Annotated in this window: 22 protein-coding genes and 1 pseudogene; 20 read left to right on the forward strand and 3 right to left on the reverse strand. The window is 34.5% G+C overall.

Features of this window, described 5'->3' with window-relative positions; all coding sequences use genetic code 11:
- Nucleotides 1-77: 77 nt before the first annotated feature.
- The 3 genes and pseudogenes from SH601_RS14520 to SH601_RS14530 all read left to right on the forward strand — a co-directional run bounded on the left by SH601_RS14520 (nt 78) and on the right by SH601_RS14530 (nt 2,291).
- Complete coding sequence (locus SH601_RS14520) at nt 78-710, forward strand: type 1 glutamine amidotransferase family protein (RefSeq protein WP_319959063.1); 633 nt, start codon at nt 78-80, stop codon at nt 708-710.
- A gap of 249 nt (nt 711-959) precedes the next feature.
- Nucleotides 960-1,364: pseudogene (locus SH601_RS14525) on the forward strand (VOC family protein).
- A gap of 96 nt (nt 1,365-1,460) precedes the next feature.
- On the forward strand, nt 1,461-2,291 hold the full coding sequence (locus tag SH601_RS14530) for a GNAT family N-acetyltransferase (protein ID WP_319959064.1): 831 nt from the start codon (nt 1,461-1,463) through the stop codon (nt 2,289-2,291).
- A gap of 62 nt (nt 2,292-2,353) precedes the next feature.
- Here the strand turns inward: SH601_RS14530 and SH601_RS14535 are convergent, their stop codons facing one another.
- Nucleotides 2,354-2,812, reverse strand: coding sequence for a DUF3995 domain-containing protein (locus SH601_RS14535; protein ID WP_319959065.1), 459 nt, complete (start codon nt 2,810-2,812; stop codon nt 2,354-2,356).
- Nucleotides 2,813-3,285: 473 nt separating this feature from the next.
- On the opposite strand from SH601_RS14535, the gene SH601_RS14540 reads away from it, so the two are divergent.
- The 15 genes from SH601_RS14540 to SH601_RS17670 all read left to right on the forward strand — a co-directional run bounded on the left by SH601_RS14540 (nt 3,286) and on the right by SH601_RS17670 (nt 12,264).
- The gene (locus SH601_RS14540; protein ID WP_319959066.1) at nt 3,286-3,687 is read left to right on the forward strand and encodes a MerR family transcriptional regulator; all 402 of its coding nucleotides are present in this window, start codon (nt 3,286-3,288) and stop codon (nt 3,685-3,687) included.
- 24 nt (nt 3,688-3,711) lie between these two features.
- Nucleotides 3,712-4,638 carry an alpha/beta hydrolase gene (locus SH601_RS14545; RefSeq protein ID WP_319959067.1) on the forward strand — a complete coding sequence of 309 codons (927 nt, stop codon included), beginning with the start codon at nt 3,712-3,714 and terminating at the stop codon, nt 4,636-4,638.
- A gap of 399 nt (nt 4,639-5,037) precedes the next feature.
- Nucleotides 5,038-5,514 carry a DinB family protein gene (locus SH601_RS14550; RefSeq protein ID WP_319959068.1) on the forward strand — a complete coding sequence of 159 codons (477 nt, stop codon included), beginning with the start codon at nt 5,038-5,040 and terminating at the stop codon, nt 5,512-5,514.
- Between the two features lie 61 nt (nt 5,515-5,575).
- Entirely contained in the window at nt 5,576-6,001 is a 426-nt protein-coding gene (locus tag SH601_RS14555) for a YhfM domain-containing protein (protein ID WP_319959069.1), read from the forward strand.
- A gap of 305 nt (nt 6,002-6,306) precedes the next feature.
- Nucleotides 6,307-6,552: a GNAT family N-acetyltransferase gene (locus tag SH601_RS14560; protein ID WP_319959070.1), complete on the forward strand. Its 246-nt coding sequence runs from the start codon at nt 6,307-6,309 to the stop codon at nt 6,550-6,552.
- 12 nt (nt 6,553-6,564) lie between these two features.
- Nucleotides 6,565-6,873 (forward strand): GNAT family N-acetyltransferase, encoded by a 309-nt coding sequence (locus SH601_RS14565; RefSeq protein WP_319959071.1) that lies wholly within the window; start codon nt 6,565-6,567, stop codon nt 6,871-6,873.
- Nucleotides 6,874-7,022: 149 nt separating this feature from the next.
- Complete coding sequence (locus tag SH601_RS14570; protein ID WP_319959072.1) at nt 7,023-7,262, forward strand: DUF3923 family protein; 240 nt, start codon at nt 7,023-7,025, stop codon at nt 7,260-7,262.
- Nucleotides 7,259-7,537, forward strand: a complete 279-nt coding sequence (locus SH601_RS14575; protein ID WP_319959073.1) for a DUF3885 domain-containing protein — start codon at nt 7,259-7,261, stop codon at nt 7,535-7,537. The genes SH601_RS14570 and SH601_RS14575 overlap by 4 nt, the downstream gene beginning before the upstream one ends.
- Nucleotides 7,473-7,922: a DUF3885 domain-containing protein gene (locus tag SH601_RS14580; RefSeq protein WP_319959074.1), complete on the forward strand. Its 450-nt coding sequence runs from the start codon at nt 7,473-7,475 to the stop codon at nt 7,920-7,922. Before SH601_RS14575 ends, SH601_RS14580 begins: the two co-directional genes overlap by 65 nt.
- Before the next feature lie 4 nt (nt 7,923-7,926).
- Nucleotides 7,927-8,232, forward strand: a complete 306-nt coding sequence (locus tag SH601_RS14585) for a hypothetical protein (RefSeq protein ID WP_319959075.1) — start codon at nt 7,927-7,929, stop codon at nt 8,230-8,232.
- 22 nt (nt 8,233-8,254) lie between these two features.
- On the forward strand, nt 8,255-8,548 hold the full coding sequence (locus tag SH601_RS14590; protein WP_319959076.1) for an RNA polymerase alpha subunit C-terminal domain-containing protein: 294 nt from the start codon (nt 8,255-8,257) through the stop codon (nt 8,546-8,548).
- 490 nt (nt 8,549-9,038) lie between these two features.
- Entirely contained in the window at nt 9,039-9,914 is an 876-nt protein-coding gene (locus SH601_RS14595) for an aminoglycoside 6-adenylyltransferase (protein ID WP_319959077.1), read from the forward strand.
- A gap of 54 nt (nt 9,915-9,968) precedes the next feature.
- Nucleotides 9,969-10,868: an aminoglycoside phosphotransferase family protein gene (locus tag SH601_RS14600; protein ID WP_319959078.1), complete on the forward strand. Its 900-nt coding sequence runs from the start codon at nt 9,969-9,971 to the stop codon at nt 10,866-10,868.
- Nucleotides 10,869-11,493: 625 nt separating this feature from the next.
- Nucleotides 11,494-11,997 carry a GNAT family N-acetyltransferase gene (locus tag SH601_RS14605; RefSeq protein ID WP_413775134.1) on the forward strand — a complete coding sequence of 168 codons (504 nt, stop codon included), beginning with the start codon at nt 11,494-11,496 and terminating at the stop codon, nt 11,995-11,997.
- Between the two features lie 168 nt (nt 11,998-12,165).
- Nucleotides 12,166-12,264, forward strand: coding sequence for a putative holin-like toxin (locus SH601_RS17670; protein ID WP_413775135.1), 99 nt, complete (start codon nt 12,166-12,168; stop codon nt 12,262-12,264).
- A 304-nt stretch (nt 12,265-12,568) separates the two neighbouring features.
- Here SH601_RS17670 and SH601_RS14610 read toward each other — a convergent pair whose 3' ends face one another.
- Nucleotides 12,569-12,739: a hypothetical protein gene (locus tag SH601_RS14610; protein WP_319959080.1), complete on the reverse strand. Its 171-nt coding sequence runs from the start codon at nt 12,737-12,739 to the stop codon at nt 12,569-12,571.
- Between the two features lie 300 nt (nt 12,740-13,039).
- Between SH601_RS14610 and SH601_RS14615 the strand changes: the two genes are divergently transcribed.
- A complete protein-coding gene (locus tag SH601_RS14615; RefSeq protein WP_319959081.1) occupies nt 13,040-13,762 on the forward strand; it encodes an Rpn family recombination-promoting nuclease/putative transposase in 723 nt (240 codons plus the stop codon).
- Nucleotides 13,763-13,974: 212 nt separating this feature from the next.
- Here the strand turns inward: SH601_RS14615 and SH601_RS14620 are convergent, their stop codons facing one another.
- The gene (locus tag SH601_RS14620) at nt 13,975-15,372 is read right to left on the reverse strand and encodes an MFS transporter (protein ID WP_319959082.1); all 1,398 of its coding nucleotides are present in this window, start codon (nt 15,370-15,372) and stop codon (nt 13,975-13,977) included.
- A gap of 127 nt (nt 15,373-15,499) precedes the next feature.
- Here SH601_RS14620 and SH601_RS14625 point away from each other — a divergent pair, with 127 nt between their 5' ends.
- The gene (locus SH601_RS14625) at nt 15,500-16,729 is read left to right on the forward strand and encodes a helix-turn-helix domain-containing protein (protein ID WP_319959083.1); all 1,230 of its coding nucleotides are present in this window, start codon (nt 15,500-15,502) and stop codon (nt 16,727-16,729) included.
- Nucleotides 16,730-16,767: the final 38 nt, after the last annotated feature.

Below are 16,767 nucleotides of genomic sequence, written 5' to 3' on the forward strand. Positions count from 1 at the left end.
ACAACTCCCCTGACGTTAGCTGTCAGTGGAGTTGTATTATACTTGTCTGTATCAATCGTCAAAGGAGTGTTTTGGGAATGCAAACAAAACAAGCATATATTTATGTATTTAATACGATGTCAGACTGGGAATATGGGTATTTAATTGCTGAATTAAACTCAGGAAGATATTTTAAAAAGGACCTAGCGCCTTTAAAAGTGATCACAGTTGGGGTTAATAAAGAAATTATTACGACGATGGGGGGACTGAACATAAAACCTGATATTTCCCTTGAGGAATGTACGTTTAATAGTAAGGACCTTTTTATTTTACCTGGAGGAAACACTTGGAGAGAAGCTATTCATCAACCTATTTTGAAAAGAATGGATGAAGCTTTACAGTTAGGCACTATTGTTGCTGCGATTTGTGGTGCTACAGAGGCACTTGCAAATATGGGCTATTTAGATTATAGAAAGCATACAAGTAACAGCTTAGAATATTTGGAAATGGTCTGTCCTCATTATAAAGGGGAAGAACATTATGTGTTTGAACCTGTAGTAACAGATGCTAATTTGATTACGGCCTCAGGAGTCGGTCCATTGGAATTTGCGATGGAAGTACTGAAAACACTAGATGTAGTAGAACTAGATACACTAGAAGCATGGTATAACCTAAACAAGACCCAAAAACCTGAGTACTTCTTCCAACTAATGAATACGCTCAATAATTGAGGTAGAAAAATGTTTATGTGTTTTTAATATCTTCTTAAAGAGTTCTCATAGAAAGTAACATTATCAAAGTGATTATGCTGGACATTGTTATAGTTAGTTTCCATCCTTACGTCAAAACAGTTATCGAAAGAATAACAGATCGGTTAGTTAACAAGATGATTTTAACCTTTCCTATTCTCAATATGAGTTGCTAATGATAAACTAATATTACAGAATTTTCCGCAAACAACTTATAAGGAGGAGAAATCATTGACTGAAAAATTATTAAGAGTTGGGACAACCTATATTCCCGTTTCAAATGTAGAATGATCTTCCAATTGGTATGTGGATAAGTTGGGCGCTGAATTGAATTATAAGGATGGAGATAAAGCAATACTTAACTTTGCAAATCAAAGTATATTCCTTGTAAAATCAAAGGAAAATCAAAGCTCCAATTTTTATACTATTCACGGTGAAGAACATTTTTCCTTAACATTTGAAGTCAATGGATTAAGCGCCTTAGAAACGATACATAAGGATTTTATAAGCAAACAAGTGAGAGTTGGAGAAATTGAAAATAGAGGACATTCTGGAAGGAATTTTGTCTTCTATGACTTGAATGGTAATAAATTTGATGTTTGGAGTGAATTGAGTCCGATATTTAAGAAGAGGTAAGCGCTATATTGGAGAGTGAGCACAGTTTTCTTATAAAGACTTAACAAATCGAATATGCCTATTATGATGAAAATTAGTGGAGGGGGAGAGGATTTGATGATTACTGAATTAAATAAAGATGAATTTTCTAAGTGTAAACATCTAATCAATAGTCAAGGACAAATAGAAGTGAAAGCGGTTGTTGGAGGAATTAATCCGGCTCGTATTTTTGTCGATAATAGAGATTATCCGAATTCTGGCTTAATATGGTTAGGTAATAATGATGGTTTTTTATTTATTGGTAATGAAGAAAATAACGAATTTAATAGGGAGTTAAATGAGTTTGTAGATAAAGTTATAGTACCTGAAGCACAAAAGATAGGTCTTAAATGGTTCGAAGTTATGGGTAATCACCCTAACTGGAATAAAAGTATTGAAAAAATATTTCAACATCGTCATTTAGGTAGTTGGAATCAAAGAGTTTACGTACTTGAAGAAGCTGATTATAATCAACACACTGAACCAATTATTGAACAGGAATACTCCGTCCATAAAATAAGTCAATCATTTTATGATGAAAATAAAGATAAATATCATAACTTTCCCTTTCTAGAAAACAGAATATTAGAGTCTTGGTCTTCCATAGAAAGCTTCCTGAATAAAGGAATTGGCTATGTTTTGGTATATGAACATACCATTGTTAGTGTTTGTATATCAGGCTTTGTCGCGGATAATGTTCACTGTATTGATATTGAAACATTAGCAGAACACCAGAGGAAAAAACTAGCTCAAAAGCTTGCACATATGTTTGTAAAAGAATGTTTGGATAAAGGGATGATACCATATTGGGATTGTACGGAGGTAAATAAGCCTTCTATTGCAGTTGCTGAAAACGTTGGATTTAAACGCCAATTCAATTATGTTGGTTATGAATTTTCATTAGAGTAATAGATGCTTCCCTTCATTCCCTTAAAATATCTTTCACTTGACCTTGAAGTATAGTTCAACCTTTATCGCTGCTCAATCTTTTTTATGGAAAAAAAGTAAAAAACTCCACCAATCATCCAAAAAGGTTCCCAGAAAATTAACCTCCAAAAAGTTGCATATAAATCTAAATCGAAATTTAAAATATTTAACGTACTTAATGTAATAGTGACAAAATTAAGGAGTCCATATAAAAACAATAAGGTCCCTACAATTTTCACCACGTAATAAAGAGTTTTGATTGTTATCGGTTGCTTCCATTCAATAAGAAGGGTTAATAACAATATTAAGCCGAGTAATTTAATAAAACCGGTGAGCCAAATAATCACGAGGAACGAGGGGGAAGGATTTAGGGACATTTCATATATAGAACCTCCCAAAGATCTAACGCCAACTAAGCCACCCATTGCCCAATAAAAGCTCATCCCTGAAAAAATGATAGTCCAAACAATACCGAAAGTTAAATTCCAATAATTTCTCTGCATTGGAAAACACTCCTCCCATTAAACTGCCCCGTTAGTGGGTATTATTTTTAGTATATAGACATTTTTCGTGAGCATCGAAACGCCAAAGACAAACAGTTATTACACGATCGTTAATACTATCATACACACTTTCACATAAGAAAGGGAAGCACTTAACTGGAAAAAGTGTTGCGTTTTATCACGGTGCATGAGTCCGTAATCCCCCCCACTTCAAGATTCGAGTTAAAACAAAGAAGCTAAGTGGGGGATAAACGGAAGCTAACTCCCTGATAAGTTTCGCTAACAATCAGTGGGAGTCAAAAACTCCCACTGATTGAAGTCTCACTTTATCAAGCAAAAGTTGTGTCCACATTGGAGTAATAGAGGCTTCGGCTTCACTTCATTCCCTTAAAATACCTTTCCCTTGACCTTGAAGTATAGTTCAACCTTTATAATATGAATATAGTAACGTATATAGAAAAAGGAGAATACAGATGACGTTAATGACAAGAGGTGAATTATCCAACAAAACAGGGGTAAGCACTGCTACTATTCGTTACTATGAAGATCAACATATTTTACCTTCTCCAAAACGAAGTCCGAATGGTTATCGAATGTATACAGAAGATTATTTGATCAAGCTCAAGTTCATTCAAGATGCGAAATCATTAGGGTATTCGTTAAAGGAAATTCGCGAAATCATGGAAATGCTCCGAAATGAGTTGGATCCTACTAAGTTAAAAACAATTGTCCATAATAAGATGGAAGAGATTGAAGATAGAATAAACAGGCTTCGTGAAATGAGAAATCTGCTTGCTAACTTGTTAGAAACGTCGGATCAAGAGATACAGGATTATATGCAATCATTTCGAGTGAGGAACCATGATGAGCAATAATACGTTAAAAAGGAGAGTTCAAGAATGAGTGTAGAAATTTTTGACGGAGAACGTTCTGAAGAAAGTGTGCAATTAGAAAAATACCTAGCTGCTCAAAGTAATAAAGAGTTATTTGCTAATCCAGACAATACGAAAAATTTTTTAGAACATAGAAGAGTAGAAAATAGTAAACCTTATGCAATTGGTGAGGATGTGACTCTTTCAAGCACTAAAACGGAAGAGCTTTTTGAGGAGATGCAAGTCTTTACATTAAATGACCAACAATCTGCTAAACAAAAAGTTATTCTTTATATACATGGTGGTGCTTGGACGAATCAACCAGTTAACTCGCATTGGGTGTTCATGGATAAGCTTGCTCAGTCATTAAATGCAAAAATTATTGCACCTATTTATCCGAAAGTACCACAATTTAGCTACAAGGATACGTATCCGAAAATGCTTGAATTATATAAAGAAATACTGGAAACAATCGAAAGTCCTGCATTATTAACGGTTATGGGAGATTCAGCAGGAGGTAATATTGCGTTAGGACTAGCCCATCTGTTAAAAATGAAAGATGTGCCACAGCCGAAAGATATAATTTTATTATCTGCTTGTGTCGATATGGGATTGGACAATCCACTCATACCTGAGTATGAAGCAAAAGATCCAATGTTAGCTGGCGCAGGAATGAAAGTAATTACAGAAATGTGGGCAGATGATAAGGATGCTAGTGACCCAATCATCAGTCCGATTTATGGTGATTTTAAAGGTATAGCAAAAATCACGCATTTCATTGGGACACATGAAAGCTTATATCCAGATGCGATCAAGCTAGATGAGAAATTAACAGAGCAAGGCATTGCAATCAACACTTTTGTCTATCCCAAAATGAATCATGTGTTTGTCATTATGCCAATTCCAGAAGCGGAAAATGCTCGACATAAAATTATTGACATTATAAATGACTAATTGCTGGAGTTTGAATAAAGGAAGAACAAGTTTATCTGTATTATAAACTTGTTCTTCTATTTTTGTTGTGTAATATAGAACAAACAATTCTTTCTCTCTATACTATTTTGTTTGGTACATTCCGAATGTAACATGCTTTAACATTATTTGCATTGGAATGTTAATTATATAATTAACAAGTAGTTATGTTGCATTTTCATATCCATTATGTTGAAAATATCCCCTATTATGTTAAACTTATTAAAATTTCAATTGGTTACCAAATAATGCTTTTTCATTTGATAGTATAACAGGAGTAGATAATGAGATTTGAAGAGATTATCTGAGAATAAAAGTGGTTTTTCCAAGTGTGAAATGATAATGAAGTGAGTGTTCGTACATACGTGGAGGGGATACAAAATGAATCAGAATGAATTAATTATTCTAAATTTTGAAGAAATTAGACGACGGAGTATAAAAGTATGGAAAGCAATACCGAGCGAGATGCTAGATTGGAAGCCTGATCAAGAGGCAATGACTTGTGCCGAGATGATTAGACATATATTAGAAGGTGAATATCTTTATCATCAAATTCTCATCAGAAAGGGTAGTGGAGGTTTAACAGACTTGCCTAATCCTTATGATAGAAAGAAATTTACCACAGTAGAAGATGATTTGTCATTTGCTCAATCATATCGTGAACAATTTATTCGTTACATAGAAACAATTACTCCTAGTGATTTAGAAAACATTAAAATAGACCGATCAGATGTAGGATATGTTCGAACACTTGGAGATATGCTTTTACGTATTGCCTATCATGAATCTGTTCACACAGGTCAATTGTTAGATTATATGAGAACGATGGGTATTGAGAGACCTAAAATCTGGGATTAAGTATTTTCGTTTTTTGTTGAGATATATTCAAAACTGCCTAATTGGGGAAGGAGAGATACGTGTGAAAAAAGTTCTTTTATTATTTTCGTTGTCTGTTTGTATGCTTTTTTTGTTTGCATGTCAATCTCAAGAGGAAAATATAACACTGTTAGATAACATTTCCACCATTTCCATATCTGATTCTGATGGATATGGGGGAATCAATGAAAATTACTTTACCACAATAGATAGAGATACACTTATAGCGAAGTTTGAGAACGTTCTAAAAAGCGCAAGAGCTAAAAAACAAAAAGTTGATGTGACTAACGAAAAGCCTGATTATGATGTGCTAATACGTTATGAAAATGGTGAAACGCATGGGTTACATATTGTATTAGGGGATATAGGTGAAGAAAGCAGAGTGATGTATATTGGTCACGAAAATATCGGCTATAATATACCTGATAAAGGTACAGAATTGTTAAGAGAAATAGTGGATATTAAGTAATTATCTTTATTGAAAAGTGGGAAATTGGTCGTTTGTTAATTGATGTGAAGTAACTATTTGATGTGGTTGTCTAATATGGATAGTCGCATGTTTTTAAGGCAATTGCTTTTTTAGATAATTTAAGTCGCTCAGGGAAAACAACAATTGAAAAGAAAATAGAAGTTTATAATATGGAGACAAAATTACATAAGAAACATGTTGGTAGGATGATAGAATATGAAAGGGGTGATGTCTTATGATGTATAAACAAAATGAGAGTAACAAAGTAGTTGTTAGAAAAAATCTTATACAGAGGAGATGTCACGTTGATAGTAAGTGAGGAAAAATTTAAGTACAGTGCAGAAACAGAAAGATTAGTAATTAAGCCATTAGAAAAAAGCGATTATTACAATTGGCTTCACGCATTTGAACAACGTTATCCGGCACAGCATCCTTACGATAAGGGCAAAATAAATATGCGAGATTCTACAGTGGAATGGTTTCATCAATTAGTAGATAAACACCAAAGATTAGCAAAGCAAGATGAGATGTATATATTTAGTGTCTTTTGAAAAGAAGATGGTGTGCATCTAGGTATGGTAGATATTTCAACCGTATTAAGAGAGGAATTTCAATGGGGCTTAATCGGATATTTTGTTCATAATCAGTATTGGGGAAATGGTTATGGTAAAGAAGCGGTGCAGGCAGTCATGAACATAGCGTTTCATAAGTTAGGTTTTCATCGTTTAGAAGCACATATCAATTTAGACAATTCTCTCTCGGTGAAGCTAGCAGAAAGAGTAGGTATGGAATTTGAATGTGTTCGGAAAGCTTTTTTATATGAAAATGATGATTGGACAGACCATTTGCTTTATTATAAAAATGCGAAGTGAATACAAAGAGAGAAGGGCATCTCGTGGAGAAGATGCCCCTTTTCTATATAATTGGTAATGTAATTCCATTATATGTTAAAATAATGTTATGTGGATTATATAGGTAAATATCCGAATGAATGGATAAATACAAAGGGAAGGTTGATAAAATGAAAAAGCGGTGGATTTTTTGGTGGGTGGCAAATTTATTCTGGGCGATTATTTTTGCTATGGGTGTAGGTTTTCTAATGTTTAGGGATGTAGATGCTGCGGGTGTTGCACAAACACCAGAACTAGCCATTTTTAGTTCTATTCTTTTTGGACTTTTGTTTGTTATACCATTTATTATTCAGGTTGTCTGGTTGATTCTTAATTTTACTCTTAAAAAGAGAGCAGAAAGTATCCAATGAACGCAACAGAATACATAAACACTAATTTCCCAGGCCTTGTACTAGCACCTAGCTTGTATATGCAGTGGGATGTTAAACTTCATTTTGAACTAGGAAGCGAGATGCATCCCTTACATGCTGTTGACAGTATCAATCATGCATATTTTACAAAGGTATACAGTCAATGCTTGTCTATTTTTGATGATTTATTTAGTGAACAGGATGATATTAATGTTCGTGGTAAACGCTTATCATCACAAAAAGGACAAAATGCCAAGCAAGATGAATTTGTTTGAGCGAAAGGTAAAGCAGAAAGCATTAAAACGGAAGATACAACAAGAAACATTGCCGAGCCCCTTTGATAAAGATGATGGCACGTCGCAGTTTTCTTTGATGTGTAAGAAAGCAGAGATAGATTATCGATTATTGATTCAGGCTGCATGTAACGAAGATTTTCCGTTGAAACCGAAGTTTAGGAATAAAGCAGGACTGGAGTATCCTGATGTCTTTTTTGTTAACCAATCTAACCATCTTATTTTCTTTATCTACGATAATAGAGGTTGTGAAGTAATCGCTAATGATAAGGAAACAATCTGCTTTTTATATGAAAAGTATGATAATTTAATAGATGAAGTAGAAAGAGCAGAAATGGAAGCTATTTTTAAAAAGGTTGAGGAGTAAAACCGTGAGTAAAATAAATGTTAGTATAGTCATAAGTTTGATTTTCGTTATTATTCTTGAAGTATTTGCCCAAGATATTGCATATTTTTTAAATCATCATATTGTCGCAATATGGCCAATCCATTATTTGACGGTGATAACAATCATTGCGGTGGTACTATATGTTGGTACATTAATTGTTATTTTAATTCAACATTTAAAACGAAGAATCACTAATAATAAATTAATAGCGTATCTTTATATTCTTGGGATAACAGGTCTTTTCACCACATTTTGGTCCTTATTTGTGTTAGCAATGTGGTGGGGATAATAGAAAAAAAGGAGGGGTTATCTTGGCGGTAGAAAAAACATTGAGAGTCTGTGAAAAAGGACATACATATTATAAAAGCAGTGAATGCAAGAGTTGTCCAACATGTGATAAAGAAAATAAACCTGAGAGTGGCTTTTTATCCAAGTTAAGTTCCCCTGCAAGAAATGCATTAATCCATGAAGGAATCGATACATTAGCGAAGCTTTCACAGTATACAGAAAAAGAAATTTTGAACATCCATGGTATCGGCCCAGCGTCAATGCCACCGTTAAGAGCTTCATTGGAAGAGGAAGGATGGTCGTTTAAACAATCGTAAGGTAAAGTACTCATTTAGAGTGCTTTATTTTTTGGGGAAAAGAAGTGAATTTTCTGAATTTTATGGTGTTTAATGTTAAAATAAAGAAAAATGGGGAGAGAACATGGAAACAATAATGGAAAAAAACGAGAAAGCTTTGGCAAGCATAAAGTGTTCATTAAAAACGTTTATTTATCACGGTGTAAACGTCCGTAATACCCCCACTTCAAGATTCGAGTTAAAACAAAGAAGCGAAGATGGTGGATAAACGGACGCTAACGCCCTGATAAGTTTCGCTAACAATTAGCGGGAGTCAAAAACTCCCACTGATTGAAGTCTCACTTTATGTGTGTTGTTTGATGCTAGTCTCGTAAAAAAGAGTATCTTTATTTACAAAAATGAAGCCAAATCCAATCATCTTAAACTTTGAGACGCTATTCTTTTCACTATATTGATGGATAGATGACTTTGCAGATTATCAGATAATTAAAAAATGAATAGGGGGATGACAATGAGAGATGAACAAGTGATGATGGAACTGATTCTTCACTTTGCTAAAGAAGATCCGCGAATTCGTGCTGTATATATGAACGGATCAAGAACAAATCCTCATGTTCCTAAAGATATTTTTCAGGACTATGATATCGTGTATGTTGTAACAGAGGTAAGTCCATTTATTAAGGATAAGAGTTGGATTAGCTACTTTGGCGATTTAATAATGATGCAAGAGCCAGACAGAAATGATTTTGCTAACAATAGCGAAATTGCAATGTCTTATGGATTTTTAATGCTTTTTACAGATGGTAATCGCATCGATCTACGTCTTCAAACAAATGAGAGGATGCTAGAGGAGTACGGAAAAGATAAGTTAACTTTACCATTAATGGACAAGGAGAATATTTTACCTGCAATAGCTAGCCCGACAGATATGGATTATCATGTCCAAATGCCAACAAAGGCTGAGTATGATAGTTATACAAATAATTTCTGGTGGTGTCTTCAAAACGTTGCGAAAGGTATTTGGCGTGATGAACTCCCATATGCAAAATTAATGTTTGAACATACGACAAGAGTTTCTTTGGATAAAATGGTTGAATGGTGGATTGGGATTAAATATGATTATCAAATCTCCACAGGCAAAATGGGAAAATATTTTCAAAAGTATCTTCCGCCATCGTATTGGGAGATGTATAAATCCACTTACTCTGATTCTGATTATACAAATATGTGGGAGTCAATCTTTGTAACTTGTGAATTGTTTAGAATTTTAGCGAAAGAGGTAGCTGCTCATTTTCATTTTTCTTATCCGATAGAGGATGATCAAAACATGACAACATACCTTCAAGATGTTCGTCGTCTACCATCCAATGCAACTAGTATTAGATAAAATGAGGCCTCCACTGATTGTTAACGAATTTTATGAAGAAGCGTGGAGGATATAATGAAACCATTAATCGAACAAATTCCATACATCAAGAACTGCAAAGAGATGAAACAAATTCATAAAGGATTATCTTTAGACCGAAAATATCTTGTTCAAATGGCTGACACAGCTCAAAAACTATTGCTACGTCTATTCGACCTCAAGGAATTACCTGCCAAAAAGGAAGAGTACGCCATTTTACAAAAAATGCAGAAGGATTCTATCAAATGTTCTGTTCCGCTTGCGATCGGAGAACTAGACAATCAAGGTTATCTGATCACTTCTTATATAGAGGGGGAGGATGCGAAAGACGAGATTGTGAAATACTCAAGCGAGGAACAATTTCAAATTGGCGTAGAAGCAGGACGAGAATTAAAAAAGATCCATCGCATTATAGCACCTGAACAAATCACTTCCTGGTATACAAGAAAAGCGGAAAAGCATCAAAACTATATAAATGCTTATTTAACGTGTGGCGTGAAAGTAAAAAACGATGAGAAGCTCATCCGTTTTATTGATGAAAACATTCATCTAATGAAAAATCGATCAAATTTGTTGCAGCATGATGATTATCATCTTGACAATATCATTGTTCAAGACAAAAGTATTGCGGGCATCATTGATTTTGAACGATTTGATTGGGGAGACCCTATCCATGAGTTTTTAAAAATCGGCATTTTTAGTAGTGAAATAAGTATTCCTTTTTCCATCGGGCAAATCAAGGGATATTTTAATGGAGATCCTGATGAAGCATTTTGGAAATTGTACTCACTTTATTTAGCTATGTGCGTATTCTCAAGTGTTATATGGACAATAAATGTTATCCCGCATGATTTACCAAATATGCCTGCGAAAATGGATAGATTTTTAACTGATCATGATTACTTTGACCAAATCATGCCTAGTTGGTATAAGTAAAAATCAGATTTTCGTCATTTGTGTATTGTTGGTGAACATGCTATTTTATCTCAAGACAATATGAGAGTAATGAAGAACAGTTAGAAACAGAATGAAAAGATAATCCTGAATATGAAGCAGTAAAATTAGAACTTGAAAATTTGGACTTATTAACATAGGAACTTTTGAAACGCAGTCACGGACCTTACTAAACACTATATACAGTTATGAATTAGAAATGCATCAAAGAAGCTAATGTGAATGCTAGGGAAAACGGAAGCAAATATAGCAGTAGGAAGGTGTAAACTAAATGAACAAATATCATCTATCGAGCTTAAAGCTAATTTTTATTATTGCTATAACAATATTTTTGTCTACGTATTGGTTGGATTTAAAAATAGGTTATGGAATTGTATTTTTGTTTGTAGTTGTTGGTTATGCTATTTACCTTAATTTTAAAGCAGCTAAAAATATATGAGAATGATATTCTTTTAATTACCTAGTTGTTTCATTAGTTTTACTGATGCCTGGTAGCTCTGATATTATTGCAGAGCTTTTAAAATTAGAGTAAGTAGAGATACGTAATTTTAAAGCAAACGGGCGCTTTTAATTAATAAAAAGGAGCTTTTTAATAAAGGAAGGAGGAGTGAGCTTGGCAGATTATAAGATTAGATCAGAAAAGGAACAAGATATTGATTTTCTATGGGAGATGCTTTATCAAGCAATTTATGTTCCAGAAGGAGAAGCGCGACCTTCACGGGAGATCTTAAACCAACCTAATATACTAAAATATTTATGCAATTGGGGAAGACAAGGAGATATAGCCTATATCGCGACGGATTTAAGTGATAACCCCGTTGGAGCAATATGGACACGTTTATTTGATGAAGCAAATAAAACATATGGATATATTGATAAAAACACTCCAGTACTTAGCATGGCAGTTTTACCAAAACATAGAGGTCAAGGGATAGGAACTCTACTTCTTAATGAAATGATAAGGAAAGCTAAGGATTCTGGTTTCATTTCATTATCATTAAGTGTTGATCCCAACAATCCTGCTCTTCGTTTGTATGAAAAGTGTGGGTTTGTGAAAGTCGGTATAGATGGAACATCGTGGGATATGATGGCAACATTAGATAAAAAATAAAATATCGAATGACTTCAACAAGATATCCTTTTAATTGTATAGGAATTTTAAAAGCATCAGGCTTATTCCAGAACCGGACGCGATTGTGAAGCAACACAGGAAGAAAACAATAGTTTTTATGATTTTTTACGGTTTAGGTCTTGATAAATACAAAGAGGGTGGTGCTGTATGACGGTTTTCGAAACACTTATGTTTACTTTGGCGTTTGCTAGTTTAATTGTTGCAGTGCTGTCATTTAACCAAAAAAATAATCCACCCTTGAGTTAGCAGCTCAGTGGATTATTTCCCATTAGCGCTGACCCCCTTACAGGGAGCCTACTATTGCCAACCGTTTGGTGTACCAGCACCAGACGGTTGTTAATATTATATGACTTTCTATTTATATTATACTTGATAACAGGAATTTAAACAATCTTTCCTTTTATGTTTCCGAACACGGAATGTCTTCTCCAGTATCATTTGGTGCTTGAAGGTGATCATTTTTTCTTGAAAGGTGCGCAGTCTTTTGCTTTATCACGGTGTAAAAGTCGGTAAAACCTTCTTTTTTCGGCCGCTAATTTTTCTGCTCTTGCTAAGCGATTCCAGTTTGTAATGCGTATTGATTGATATATGGCACTTCTATTTTTGTACCTTGATGGTTGTGAAGAAATACAGGGTCTTGTTCATTCCGGTACGAAATAAAAGCAGATGGTACTTCAATTCGGCTTTCTGTGCCCACCATGAAAGGTAAGTGCAACATCATAATTGAACATCAATATACTTGATGCCATCATATTATTTAAACGTGTTACTTAAATGACTCCGATGTCATTTGTATTTCTAAATGGTTAATAAAGCAATTTTGTCTAAAGGTCCAAAAAGTTTTTGGCTATCATCTTATTTAGCAAATATACTAACGAAAATGGATAGATTTTTAACTGACCATGATTACTTTGACCAAATTATGCCTAGCTGGTATAAGTAAAAATTAGATTTTTGTCATTTGTGTATTGTTGGTGAACATGCTATTTTATCTCAAGACAAGATGAGAGTAGGGATACCATTGAAAATACACAATCCGCACGACAAATATTTCAAAGCCATTTTTAGTAATGTAGAAGTGGTGAAAGATTTTCTAACACATTTTGTTCCACCTTCTATTAGCATGGTCATGGACTTAGAAACCCTTGAACCACAAAAAGATAGCTTCATTAATGACAGTCTCCGTGAAAATTTTTCTGATATGTTGTTCCAAGTGAAAATCCAAAACAAAAATGCGTATCTTTCTCTGCTGTTTGAGCATAAAAGTACCATTAATAAAATGATACCTGTGCAATTGCTCGAATATATGCTGTCCATTTGGCGATATAAACAGGAAAAAGCGAAAGCAGCATCCTTACCAATTATTTTCCCAATTGTTATATATCACGGCCAACAAGACTGGACAGCTTCCTCATTAGGTGAGGTGTTAGAAGGCTATCACCTAATGCCAGCCCAAATACAAAAATATGTTCCAAATTATGAATACTTTCTGTTCGATGTGTCAAAGTATAATGAAGAAGAAATAAAATGGAATGTTCAATTGCATATTTTGTTCCTCCTTTTTCGCGACATTTACCAAAAAGATATCACCGAATTTCTACATACTGTGTATTCCGCGATTCATTACTTAAAAAAATTAGATGACCAAGAAACAGCTATACAATATTTAGAAACATCTCTAAGGTATATTATTAATGCCAATCACCAGCTTACAAAAGCTGCTTATCATGATATTATAAAGTGAGACTTCAATCAGTGGGAGTTAAAAACTCCCACTGATTAAAGTCTCACGTTATCTCGCCTTTTGAAAAGTATAACTTTGCTCACGATATATGAGTCCGTAAAGCTCCTGCTGATTGAAGCCTTCCTTCAAATTCAGAACTTTTAGGCTGATTGGTACTGAAGCGTATACTATGAAAAAGCCCAAAAAGCTCACTATCTTTTTGGGCCGCATTCCTATTCTCCTTTTCTCGCTTGCAATTCTTCCAGCAACTTCGGATAAATTTTATCTAATTTGTAAAAGGCTAAGATAATTAATTGAATCACTGTAAAGATAACAGGTACCCACACGAACAGGAAGATGATCATTGATGTTGCGCTGCTTGATTGTTCGACAGCACCACCAACATAGCCACTGAGTGATAAACACCAGCCCATAATTGCAGCGCCTAGTCCCATTCCAACTTTTGTGCCAAAACTTCCTGCACTGTACACAAGTCCTTCCGCTCTAATTCCTGTTTTCCATTCTCCATATTCAATTGTATCAGCAAGCATTGCGAAAAAGGATGCAGCAACAGGTATTCCACCGATACCACGAATAACGGATCCTACTAATACGAAAGTAAAGCTTGCAGGGTCAATGAGAATAACAACCGTTCCCAATAAGCCGAAAAGCATCCCCGCAATCATCGCGTTTCTTTTACCGAATCGTTTAATAATTGGTGCAACAAAAAGTAAACCAATCATAGCTGGAAGTAGTCCTGCTAAGCCAAGTGGTCCTACAAGTGCAGGGTTCTGCAAAATATAGTCTGCATAGTATACACCGAGTCCACCATTCAATCCATTTGCTGTATATGTTACGAGTGCGAATAATAATGCTAATCCCCAATATTTATTTTTCATTAATGATTGAAAACCAGATTTAAAAGGAATGGTTGCATCTGTTTGTTGTACGGCTGTGACACGTTCTTTTGTAGTAGCAAAAGTAATAAGAAAAATGATACCAGCTAAAATACCAAAAATAGCGAATGTTAGTGACCAACCTTGCTTTCCACCACCGAGCATTTCGACAAGAGGAATCGTTAAATTCAAGATAATTAAATTGGCTACCATCGCCATAAACATTCGGAAAATATTTAATGTAGATCGTTCATATTGATCTTGTGTAATTCGAGCATTCAACACACCATAAGGAATATTAATTGCAGTATAAATAACATGTACAACATTGTACGTAATCGCAATATAAATAAGCATGCCAACAGGTCCAAAATCAGGAACTGTAAATAATAAAAAGGCAGAAATCGCATATGGTATTGCCATCCACATCAGCCAAGGGCGAGCTTTACCATGTTTTGTATTTGTTTTATCGACCAATGCTCCCATTCCAATATCGGTGAAACCATCTAATATTCTAGATACTAAAAGGATTGTTCCCACAATTGCGGCAGATGCGCCAGCGATATCTGTGTAGTAAAATAACAAAAACGAGGAAACAGCTGCAAAAACAAGATTACTTGCAAAATCACCCAAACCATAGCCAAACTTCTCTTGAAAACGAATGTTATTACCTACTGGAGTTACTGTTTTATCTGAAGTAAGTGTTGGTTGTTCATCGCGATAAACGCTTCCCATTTTACTTCCCCCTTTGTTTATAATTGATTATATTGTAACCGCATTCATTTTGTGTTTTTGGTATAATAATTATAATTATTGTATTATTACAATTATATTTAAAGCGTTTACATAAGGGGGATGGTATATGAAAGAGATCTGGTATTATCAAGATATTCATTATATAGCTCGTATGTTGTATCAAGCATTGCGTATACCTGTATCATATATTGAGCCTAACAGTAAAGCGGTTGTTTCTTATCCACAGCTAGTTGTGACGAATCCAGCTTATTCTAATAGGCAGGAATTAATGCAGCAGCTTTCTTTTCAAGATGATTCTACCTATCAACCGATATATAAAACGACACCATATTTTGAGCAATTTATTTCTTTGAAAATAGGTCATACAAATGGAGCGGTTTGGCTGTTAGGTCCTACACTCCCATTTACATTAACAGAAGGACTTATTCATGGAATGATTACTGATTTAGAGGTGAAGGTACAATTATCCACATTAAGCTATTATTATGATTCTTTAGCAGTTATTCCGAAAGCGCGTCTAAAAGAAATAGGATTATTAATGACGTATATGATTACACGAAAAAAACTTTCACGAGAAGCTATTGTGGATGAAGTGATTAGTGACGATGAGCTTCGCTTGAAAGAAAATCCTGATATTCTTGTGTCAAAAAGTAGACAAGAGGTTTCCTTTCATAATACATATCACTGGGAAAAAGTATTGCTGCAAGCTATCAGAGATGGTGATAAAGAGAAACTCAAGGAATTGATTGATAATCCGGATGGACGTGCAGGAGTTTTATCGAAGAAAAGTCATCTTCGTAATAGTAAGAATTTAGCTATTTCTGTTATTACGCTTGCTACAAGAGCTGCTATAGAGGGTGGGGTTTATGGAGAAACTGCCTATACAATCAGTGATTTATTTATTCAAGAATTAGAAGAATTGCAACAGGTAAAAGAAGTGCTAATACGGATGAACAAAGCTTTATTTACGTTTACTGATAAAGTGAAAGAGACAAGACGAAGCAAATACTCTCCACCTATTCTTAAGTGTCAAACGTATATTTATCAACATCTATATGAAAAAATCACGCTTCAACAGTTAGCGAAATTAGTGAATATACACGAAAGTTATCTCTCCATTCTATTTACTAACGAGGTAGGAATACCTATTAGTAAGTATATTGTTCGTGAAAAGATTGAAGAAGCCAAGAGGTTATTATTGCATACCGATTCCAGTATTACCGATATATACACCCTTCTGCAATTTTATGATCAGAGTCATTTTACTAAAACATTTAAAAAGATAGTTGGTGTCACACCAAGAACATACCGGCAAAAGTCTGGGACGGTTGATTAACAAGTAAGGTCGTTCAACATATGTTGAACGACCCTTTC

It is taken from the genome of Gracilibacillus pellucidus (assembly GCF_033949965.1).
Lineage (GTDB): Bacteria > Bacillota > Bacilli > Bacillales > Amphibacillaceae > Gracilibacillus > Gracilibacillus pellucidus.

Bases quoted from the DNA above. Each gene is read 5' to 3' on its own strand.
- SH601_RS14580 (WP_319959074.1), top strand. From the start codon at position 7,473: ATGTTCGTGGTAAACGCTTATCATCACAAAAAGGACAAAATGCCAAGC.
- SH601_RS14550 (WP_319959068.1), top strand. From the start codon at position 5,038: ATGAATCAGAATGAATTAATTATTCTAAATTTTGAAGAAATTAGACGA.
- SH601_RS14545 (WP_319959067.1), top strand. From the start codon at position 3,712: ATGAGTGTAGAAATTTTTGACGGAGAACGTTCTGAAGAAAGTGTGCAA.
- SH601_RS14610 (WP_319959080.1), bottom strand. From the start codon at position 12,739: ATGATGTTGCACTTACCTTTCATGGTGGGCACAGAAAGCCGAATTGAA.
- SH601_RS14540 (WP_319959066.1), top strand. From the start codon at position 3,286: ATGACGTTAATGACAAGAGGTGAATTATCCAACAAAACAGGGGTAAGC.
- SH601_RS14620 (WP_319959082.1), bottom strand. From the start codon at position 15,372: ATGGGAAGCGTTTATCGCGATGAACAACCAACACTTACTTCAGATAAA.
- SH601_RS14530 (WP_319959064.1), top strand. From the start codon at position 1,461: ATGATTACTGAATTAAATAAAGATGAATTTTCTAAGTGTAAACATCTA.
- SH601_RS14600 (WP_319959078.1), top strand. From the start codon at position 9,969: ATGAAACCATTAATCGAACAAATTCCATACATCAAGAACTGCAAAGAG.
- SH601_RS14595 (WP_319959077.1), top strand. From the start codon at position 9,039: ATGAGAGATGAACAAGTGATGATGGAACTGATTCTTCACTTTGCTAAA.
- SH601_RS17670 (WP_413775135.1), top strand. From the start codon at position 12,166: ATGACGGTTTTCGAAACACTTATGTTTACTTTGGCGTTTGCTAGTTTA.
- SH601_RS14520 (WP_319959063.1), top strand. From the start codon at position 78: ATGCAAACAAAACAAGCATATATTTATGTATTTAATACGATGTCAGAC.
- SH601_RS14625 (WP_319959083.1), top strand. From the start codon at position 15,500: ATGAAAGAGATCTGGTATTATCAAGATATTCATTATATAGCTCGTATG.
- SH601_RS14535 (WP_319959065.1), bottom strand. From the start codon at position 2,812: ATGCAGAGAAATTATTGGAATTTAACTTTCGGTATTGTTTGGACTATC.
- SH601_RS14575 (WP_319959073.1), top strand. From the start codon at position 7,259: ATGAACGCAACAGAATACATAAACACTAATTTCCCAGGCCTTGTACTA.
- SH601_RS14570 (WP_319959072.1), top strand. From the start codon at position 7,023: ATGAAAAAGCGGTGGATTTTTTGGTGGGTGGCAAATTTATTCTGGGCG.